Origin of the sequence: Chryseobacterium sp. UNC8MFCol, assembly GCF_000482305.1 — a bacterium.
GTDB lineage: Bacteria > Bacteroidota > Bacteroidia > Flavobacteriales > Weeksellaceae > Chryseobacterium > Chryseobacterium indologenes.
The window spans coordinates 1-9,150 of the sequence record NZ_AXUZ01000024.1; the positions used below are offsets into that span (position 1 = coordinate 1).

Below are 9,150 nucleotides of genomic sequence, written 5' to 3' on the forward strand. Positions count from 1 at the left end.
ATGCAATAGGCAAAGTAAATTGAAGCTGACCGCCTCCGTTTACTTCAATTTTACCTTTGGTATCGTGAAAACTTTGTTGATCCGGAGCGGACGTTCCACTTGGATTAGTGGCTCCGGCACCTGAATTGGTGGGGCCGCCACCCGGATTTTCTGTAGCCGGGCCTATCTTGGCTACAAAGGGATTGGAAACATTCCCCGCGGCTCGAAACCCTTGGGCCATGACCACCGTTTGTGGATCCTGAACCGTCCGGGATGCCGTTTCTGCCTGGTAGAGTATGGTCTGCGAAAAGCCCAATACTGAACACAAGGACAGCATCAATGATGATATACTTTTCATTAGGTATTAGTTTTATAAAATAATAGTTGATCCTTTATCTTTTGGTCACATTTTTACCAAAGACTCTTCCATCTTTTAAGGTGAAGCGAAGAATATATACTCCCCAATCGTATCCGGTCATATTGATTTTGATCTTACGACCCAGATCCGGAGAATTCTGCTGCTGGAACTTCCAGTGAACAGTACTATGCTGGTAAAGTGAGACTGATTCGATTAAACTGTCTACTTCTTCCGTCCAGTCGATCGTTAAATAATCATTCACCGGTACCGGGTAAAGCCTTATGTTTTTCAGAAATGTTTTTTCATCCATCACAGGAGCTTGTTGACTGGCTACTGCTGTTTTTTTGACTTGTTCTTCCAGTTTAATTGGTATAAGCTCAGGATCTTTTTTGCCAGAGGCATTGGTTCCTCTGTATCGTTGGTTGCCAGCTTCGTCATATTTGAAATAGACTTCGGTTTGTGAAAACCCCCAAAAACCTATCAAAAGAGAAGAGAGAGATAGTAATTTCTTTTTCATGGGGTATTATTTTTGAGAGGTCAATAGCTGCTGGACCTGTTTCTCTAACTGATTAATCTTTTCAGACTGAGATTTCAGGATTTTGTTCTCTAGTTGCAGCTGATTTATTTTTTTATTTTGCTCAATTGAATACAGGGTAAGTTCTTCTATTTTCTGTAATAGTTTAATCTGAAACTCGCCCACATTTACTCCTTCTTTTTCCATTACCTTTGCTGAAGCAATTTCCGGAAGATGTCTCTTTTGTTTAATATGCTTTTCGACTTCTTCTAATTTTGGAAGATCATAATTATCTTCAAACACAAAATCTGCTGTTGGGCTCAGGGTTACTTTAATTTCTTTCGCCTCAAATTTTCCATTGAGCAACGCATTTCCGTTCTCTCCGTTCATAACAAAAGATTTCCCCCAATCCCAATCATTATCCGAAGTATTTCTTGGGGCAATATGAAGTGTCTTCCTTGTATCATCAGGTGTATGGAAAATCCACGAATTACTTCCAGAACTTATAAAATCCGAAAATCTGGCATCCCCATTGACATCAAGTCTGGTTAAAGGTGAGGTTGTTCCTATACCAACATCTCCATTCTCATTGACTACCAATTTCCGATTTTGATAATCTCCTTTGGAAACTACCCATTGAGAACCGTGCAGGTCACCGAAAAACCACCCGTTATCTCCATTGAGGCTCTGCGTCTGAATACCTCTTGTAAAACCACCTATATCTGTATTTCTTTTTAAATACAATGTAGGTGAATAGCTTTGTACTGTAACTTCAGGAAATGTTGTTTGCGAAAACGTGAATGAAGAAGCCAAGACAGCTATGGCTAATAATTTTTGTTTCATAGTTTTTTTTGATGTTAAAAGTTGTTCTATTTATTAGTTAAATTCTTTGTTTTCTGTTGATTCTGGAGCTTCTTTTTAGAATACCCCCACAAGAGAAAGTACCTTGATCTTTTGAAAAAGGCATATTATGCTGCATAGTATCAGCTGTTCACTATAATTTCAGAGGAATTATTAGTAATTGCGTTCTCATAGTTTTTGATTAGTTTTTCAGATTGCAATTTAACTTTTTTTTAATAAATCAAAATCATGTTAATGTGATTTAATACAAATCATTTTCCTAAAAAACAAAAACCCACCTCATAAGATGGGTTATATTATTCCTGCTAACTACCTATAGAAGTTTTTTCTAATTTGTCTTAAATAAACAAAGAAGCTATCCCCTTTACGGCGGATAGCTTCTAAGTGTTAAGGTATAAGAAATATTATTTAATTAGATACATTTTTTAATTATCCACATATTGATTTAATGTAAAAGCATAGGAATAATAAATAAATATATGACTGCAAAAATGACAATACCAATTGTAGCACTGTATATTCTATACTTCATCTGTTTATCAAAAATCTGATCCCATAAAAAACTTATCAGTAAAAAATTAATAAGCATTTTAAAAGCAATTTTAAATGTTAATCCCGAGTATCTGTTTTTTGAATAGCCACTCAGATTTTCAATAATAAAATTATTTATAAGATCTGAAAAATAAGTATTATATAATAAAATAGCTATAAAAGCGGCAATGAGATATGTGATGATTAAAAAGATACTTTTGGGCTTTACCTGATTTACTTTGTTCAAATTAATAAAAAGTAAAATACCGCCAATGATCGGGTTAATAACGGTTGAAGCCAATACAATATCATTTTTAGAGAAAAGAATAGGGTATTTTTCAGTTTCAGAACTGGTTTCCAGAATATTCTGATCTACTTTAAAGTGATCATTTTCCTGACGCTCTTTATAAGCGATAAGTTCTTCTATTCTTTTTATCTCTTCATCTGAAAACTGCACATTTCTTTCAGTTTCTAATATCTCATAAGCATACTTTACGGCCAGAGACACATACTTACTATCTTTATTTACATATTGTAATAAACCTGATGTAGGTAATTTTCTTAATACTTCTTTTTTAACTTCCATTTTTAAAATCCTCTATGCATATTATAAACAGCTTGCCTCTGTATGTAACCACCAAAACGAGTCATAAAGTTATCAAAATATTTAATAGCTCTAAAATACGTTTGATCCATATAGAATCCGATTCCTATTCCAACAGCAGCTCCAACCCAGCCTCCTACTGTAGCACCATACTCGGCACCAACAGCTGTTGCTGCCAAACTACCAAAATGTGCTGTAATAAGACCTTTAGAAGTGGTTTTAACAAATCTGAATTTAAATTCATTTTTAGTGATTCCGTTAAACTGAGTCAATTTGTGATCATAATAAATAGTACCACCCATTTCTAAATAATCAAGGGCACTTACTTTTAAATTTTTTCCGAGAGGCGTTTTTTCCACCCAGTTATCTAAAATTTTACCTAATCCTGTTTCTTCAAGCATATCTTTTGTTAATGAAGTACCGGATTTAATCTGTTCTAGCTGCTTTCTCTGAGCAGGAGTTAATTTGCTGATAATTTTATCATCATCGTCATCATCTCCAAAGCCAAACGGATTCTGATCGTGCATGGTATGATTTAATCCGGCAACAATTCCTCCAATAATAGCGCCCTGCCAGAAGTTTCCGCCAGCAAGCTCCGATCCTATTCCACCGGAGATGGCTCCAAATAGTATCTGACCAGCTGCTTTTTGTGCAAAATCTTTCGCAATAGCTCCAAATGCTGCTGCTCCTAAGCTTCCTAAGAAACCTGATGCTGCTGAAGCCAGAAAGTTTTCTCCCTGTACAGAACTTAAGATCCCTTGTGCAATAGCGTGCGTGCCCGCCTGAATCATCACAAAACCGATTTGTCCAACAGTTTCTTTAATCATTTGTGCGGCCGCTGTAATACATCCGCCTGCACCGGAGAATAAACTCCCTATTCCAAAGGTAACAGCTCCTGATATGGCTCCGGTAAAGGTGGCCTTAAAGGCTCCCAGTAAATTCCATTGATCAAAATTACCAGTGACAGCCAGACTTAACGTATATGCCGCCAGTCCTACAGCTGCTCCAATAATAATAGCTTTTACAATAGCTGCCATAGAAATTGCAAATAACGTTACAAGTTCCTCCCCTGTAGGGTCATTAAACATTAAAGGATTATTCAATACATATCCATATTTGTTGTAGTTCTGTGTATTGGTCGGATCCTGAATATTTTCATCTGCATTTAAGAATCTTCTTAATAACGGATCATACAATCTGCCGTTCATGTGAATAATTCCTACTTCTGCAAAATGTTCGTGGCTAGTATAGCCTCTTTCCAATAATAAGGAAGCAGCATTGATAATATTTTTATCTGTGATAATAGCTCCTGTACCTATCTGTAAATGAGTAAAATTACCCCAAGCGTCGAAATGTCTCTGCTCTAATTTATTTCCTGCCTCATCACTGATGGCTAGGATACTTCCAAGATAATCTTTATGCAAGAATTTATATGAGCCTCCGGTTTCATTATAGTTTTTCAAATAAACAATGTTACTTTCATATGGTGTTCCTCCGATATAAAGAACATGTTTCTCTTTACCGGTTGTGTTATCTTTTACCACCTCAAAGCTTCCGTCTTCACTGTAAAACTTTGTAAACTTCCCATCGCTGTCTGCCGAGAAATTTCCTCCAAAGGTAACTCGTTGTCTCATTTTTGTAAGACCATACTGGAAGGCTACATCTCCTTTTTCTCCATCAATAAATACCGGGTCATTATTCTCATTATAAACTACAGTTTGAATCAGGTCATTATTATAATTCTGAGTTCCGGCCGCATTTAATGTCATTCCTGTTGGTTGATAGATCTTAGCAGTATTTCCATATTTTATGATACCTACCTGATCATTTTCCAGGATTCTTCCTTTGGCGTCGTAAACATTTCGGTTATTAGGTTTAGTCCCTGTTACAGGATCTGTCCAGCTTACCAGTCTGTTATTGTCGTCATAGGTGAATTCTTCAATGATATTAAAATCACCTGTAGTTCTTCTGCTTTTCAGCTCATTTCTTACTCCATCGAAAGTATATCCTAAATCCAGAATTCCGGATTTAACCTGTGAAGAATGATTTACTTTTGTTAAGAATCCATTAACATCATAAGTATTACCAATAACAGCTGCCCCTAGCTTGGCACTAAGAATCTGCCCTCTTTCATTGGTATCTTTCAATTCCCATAAGATCTTTCCTGAATTTTTATCTTTGATCTGATACAATTCCCCGTTCCAGTCATTATAGACATTTTCAACATTTACTTTTGTCAGTACTCCTGAAGAGTATAAGCTTTTTTCGTAAGAAACAATCCTATCTTTTTCATCATAAGTAATTCCTTTCTGGATAAAATACTTATCGTTACTGCTTTCCGATGTAGCCAAAAGTCTTCCCTGTGGATCATATGTTGCTGTAGAACCATATGTTTTCCCTTTTGAAGTTCCATTTTTGGAAATTACCCTTCCTTTATTATCATAGGTATACGTAATGGTTTTATCGGTAGCCTGGCCCCCATCGACGGTAGAGATTTCTTTTTGTGTAATAAGCTGACCGAAGTTATTGTAAGTAAATTCTTTAGTTCCTTTTGGACTGATGGTTTTCTTAGGCTGTCCAAATCCGTTGTATTCATATTTGTATACTCCGTTGGAAGGATCATTAAGTTCTGACTTACGCCCCCAATTGTCATATTTTGTAGTGACAATATTTTCAGCGTATTGTGCTTTAATTTGTTCTCCTACCGCATTGTATGAGAAGATAACAGTTCCACCTTTGTCTGTTGTAGAAACTACTTTTCCTAATGCGTCTGTAGTTTTGGTAGTGGTTCTTCCATACCCGTTAACTTCTTTTACGGAAGTAATATTTCCAGAGATATAAGACTCCATTTTTTTTCCTGTAAATGAAGTAATAAGCCCCTGGCCATCAACCTTGGCTAATCCTGTAGTGGTAACCTTTGTAGGATAAACAGTATCATCGTAGGTATTAACATTCCATTGAATATTAGCAGGCAATTCTTCTGATGCCTGATCAAAATAAGGCTCTGTTTCACGGATCTTTCTTCCTAATTTATCATATACGGTATATACTGCAATGTATTTATTAACTCCAAAAGCTTTTGTTACTTTTTTATATTCCTGACCAAGTTTGTTGGTATATTTCTTTGAAATATTTCCGTCAGCATCATATTGGATAATTGCAATATTAGAATTAGTATCTCTTGTATATTGATAGGTGGTAGTACCTCCAAGATTGGTTTTAGATTTTAAGAGTTTTCCCCAACTATCGTAGGTATTTTCAAGGGTATTTCCAAGGGGATCGGTTTGTAATGTAATTTGCCCCCAATTGTTATAATCAATAGTGGTTTCCAATCCCAGGTTATCAGTTTTCTTAATAACGAATCTTCCTTTTGGATCATATACTGACATTGTAGTTTGTGTGATCGCATCTACACTGTTACCAACAACCTTTTTAACCACATTACCAAAACCATCATAATCATAAGTATTCAGGACATATTCGGAATTATCCCTGTTCCAGGTTTTAGATGATTTTAATAAGTTTCCATTGTATGTATATTCAACTTTTGCTGACTTGGTATCTCCATAGGCCTGGATCTTATCTGTTTTGGATTTTGAGCGGCCAATGAAATAATCAGAATTTGTACCTGACGGATTATGATCATACTCGAAATTCGAAGTTGTAATTCCATAATTATTATTGATGTTAGATACAACCTGTGCTGGAAGATAATAATCACCATAAGTAATCGTACTTGAATTGGTTACCCCTGTCAAAAATTCTTTAGTCAATGTAGTTTTAGGAACCCTTGCTGTGACAATTTTTGCTTTGTCTGCTCCACTATTTCCTGCAATGACCTGTCCGTTTAACAACTCATCTTTCTGATAACTTATCGATTTAAAATTGAGAAGCTCATTGTTGTTTTCAGAAATATTTGTAGGGAATACCTTATTATCGTCATTGGTTTTGATAGACCATTCTTTAAGGGTTACCCCATCATTTAAAGGATCTATTTCTGCCCCTGACCATATTTTGGTGTTTTCAAAACCGTCTGCATACCATGTAGAACGGGCTGCCTGTCTGTATCCCATTACTCCTTTCCCGTGAAGATTTATAATCAGATCCCTGTATTTGAAATCCTGTTTTCTTCCTTCCTCCTTAAGCTGGGTAACAATAAAGTTTTGTGGCATATGTTCCACCTGAACATATGGATAGGTCTGAACTGTGGTTGGTTTATAAAACTTAGCTGTCGCTGTATCATTGGCATCAATTTCATTATATACAATTTCAGTCTTGATACCTCCCTGGTTAATCGCATAAATTCTTTCTCTGCTTTTTACATCATAATAGCTGTAACGATACAAGTGATTTTCAACCTTTACAAAAAAATGATTTTCTTCTTTATTGATACGAAGTGATACATTCATCGGAACCCAGTGAGCACCAATCTCTGAATACATTCCCCATAAATCTTCTTCATATTTTGGTTCAAACTTGATATTCCCATTAGCATCAACTCCCGTTGATTCCATAATTTTAAACCCTCTTCTTGAATCTATATCTTTACAACATTTGTGAGCTTTAAATATCTGGGATTCAAAACGAACTAAATCACTTTTCCCGTCACCATTCAAATCTTTGGCAAAATGCCAGATAGCTGCCTGTCTTTGATAGGTCTCGTCTACAATCTTAGGATCCTTCGTAAAGGCTGAGAAGTTGTTAAGATCCTGAACTCTGAAAGTTGGAGCACTACTTCCTGCAGGAAGAGTTTGTCCCGGGTTCATGTATAATTTCCAGTTGGAAGTTTCAATCCCCTGAGGAACCATAAAGTCCATTTTACTGTCTCCATTGAAGTCTCCAAAAACAAGTCCGGTATGTTCTCCGTCGAAACCAAAATAATTGGTCTGCATCACATATTTTCCGGTGTCGTTGGTAACAAAGAAATTACTATTTACCCAGTTTCTTGTTACTTCCACCAAATTTTCCTTTCCATCTCCATCAAAATCCATGGCGATTCCTGCTTTCAAAAGATCTCTCGGTCCTGATCCTACCCAGTACGCATCATTTACAGCTGTATTTGGATTAAGGATATAGAAATCATAGCTGGTATAAGATTCTACAGGTCTATGGATCGGAACATTAGGAGTACCGCCTTCTATTACATTCGGATCATCAATGGGACCATTATAAGGATAAATCGTCATAATGGTTTCTACAGAAAACATAACTTCTGAAAGACCGTCTCCGTTTACATCTACATCCCTGAATTCTCTTACATAGGATTTTGTAACAATACGGTCATCTGTAGGATTAGTTCTGGGATCCTCATGGGTTTTATCATATAATGATGAAGGAACCGACTTTGTCTGATTCAGAACGTATTGCGTGTTATCAAGAACATATTTATCAAATTTAATCTGATTGGATTCCACCTTATGGGTATACAAAGACTTCACCGGTCTCATCTTATCATTGGCCAAGGTAGCATTAATCGCTAAAGCACCTGTAAGGTTAAGATCGGAAACTTTTATCGGATTCGCTCCGAAGAAGTTATTATAGGTTATATATGTTCCTGCAACAGTACCTTCAATATAATCCCCTTCTCTTTCACAACGTCCATAATCATCGTAATCAAGACATTCATAATATCCGGGTGCTGCTGTCTGATAATATAATAAGTCCAGATTTCCGTCACCGTCAAAATCAGAAATATTCTTATTATCTAAATTCAAGTTATTGGAAATTTCATTCCCTTTAATCGTTGAATTATCAATTTTTCTGTCAAACTTAATCGGATTGGCAGATTCTCCACTGGCATTGGTTTCCGTGATGGTATCTACAAACTGATAACTGGTGTTATTATTGGTATAGGCGATTTTATACGTCTTAAAAACAGTCGCATTGGTTTTAACCACAATATCACTTAAAAGCTTATCCTGATTATAATAATATCCCTGATGATACGAAAGTTCCCTTACAGTCCTATCAACACCATAATTAAATTGAATTTCATTAAAATGAGGTTTGTTCAATTTTTCATTTCCTCCCCATTTAACGGTTTTAATTTTTGTTACTTCTCCTGATGTTGAAGTTTGTGTAGGTACAGCAGCATTTTTTTCATATTCATAAGTAATATAATTACCCTGGGCATCCATCCATTTTACCATGTTATACTCCATGGTAGTTCTCGCTGCACTCGCATGTCCGGGATCTGATACTGTGTCACCATACCAGGCCTGAGAGCCATCTTCAAAGGTAACGTGGAAAAGCATTGGCCCCTGTACTCCATTCCGGGTTCCTAAAGATTTGATTTTAAGATTC

At 36.2% G+C, this 9,150-nt stretch carries 5 protein-coding genes; all 5 read right to left on the bottom strand.

Going from position 1 to position 9,150, the window contains the following annotated elements; all coding sequences use genetic code 11:
- Window positions 1–337, bottom strand: a 337-nt coding sequence (locus M030_RS24165) for a hypothetical protein (RefSeq protein ID WP_155860255.1), incomplete at its 3' end; no start/stop codon positions are given.
- 34 nt (window positions 338–371) lie between these two features.
- Window positions 372–854: a hypothetical protein gene (locus tag M030_RS0114175; protein ID WP_027374111.1), complete on the bottom strand. Its 483-nt coding sequence runs from the start codon at window positions 852–854 to the stop codon at window positions 372–374.
- Between the two features lie 6 nt (window positions 855–860).
- On the bottom strand, window positions 861–1,694 hold the full coding sequence (locus M030_RS25905; protein WP_051585082.1) for a hypothetical protein: 834 nt from the start codon (window positions 1,692–1,694) through the stop codon (window positions 861–863).
- Window positions 1,695–2,157: 463 nt separating this feature from the next.
- Window positions 2,158–2,829: a hypothetical protein gene (locus M030_RS0114185; protein WP_027374112.1), complete on the bottom strand. Its 672-nt coding sequence runs from the start codon at window positions 2,827–2,829 to the stop codon at window positions 2,158–2,160.
- Window positions 2,830–2,831: 2 nt separating this feature from the next.
- Window positions 2,832–9,150, bottom strand: a 6,319-nt coding sequence (locus tag M030_RS24175) for an RHS repeat-associated core domain-containing protein (RefSeq protein WP_051585084.1), incomplete at its 5' end; no start/stop codon positions are given.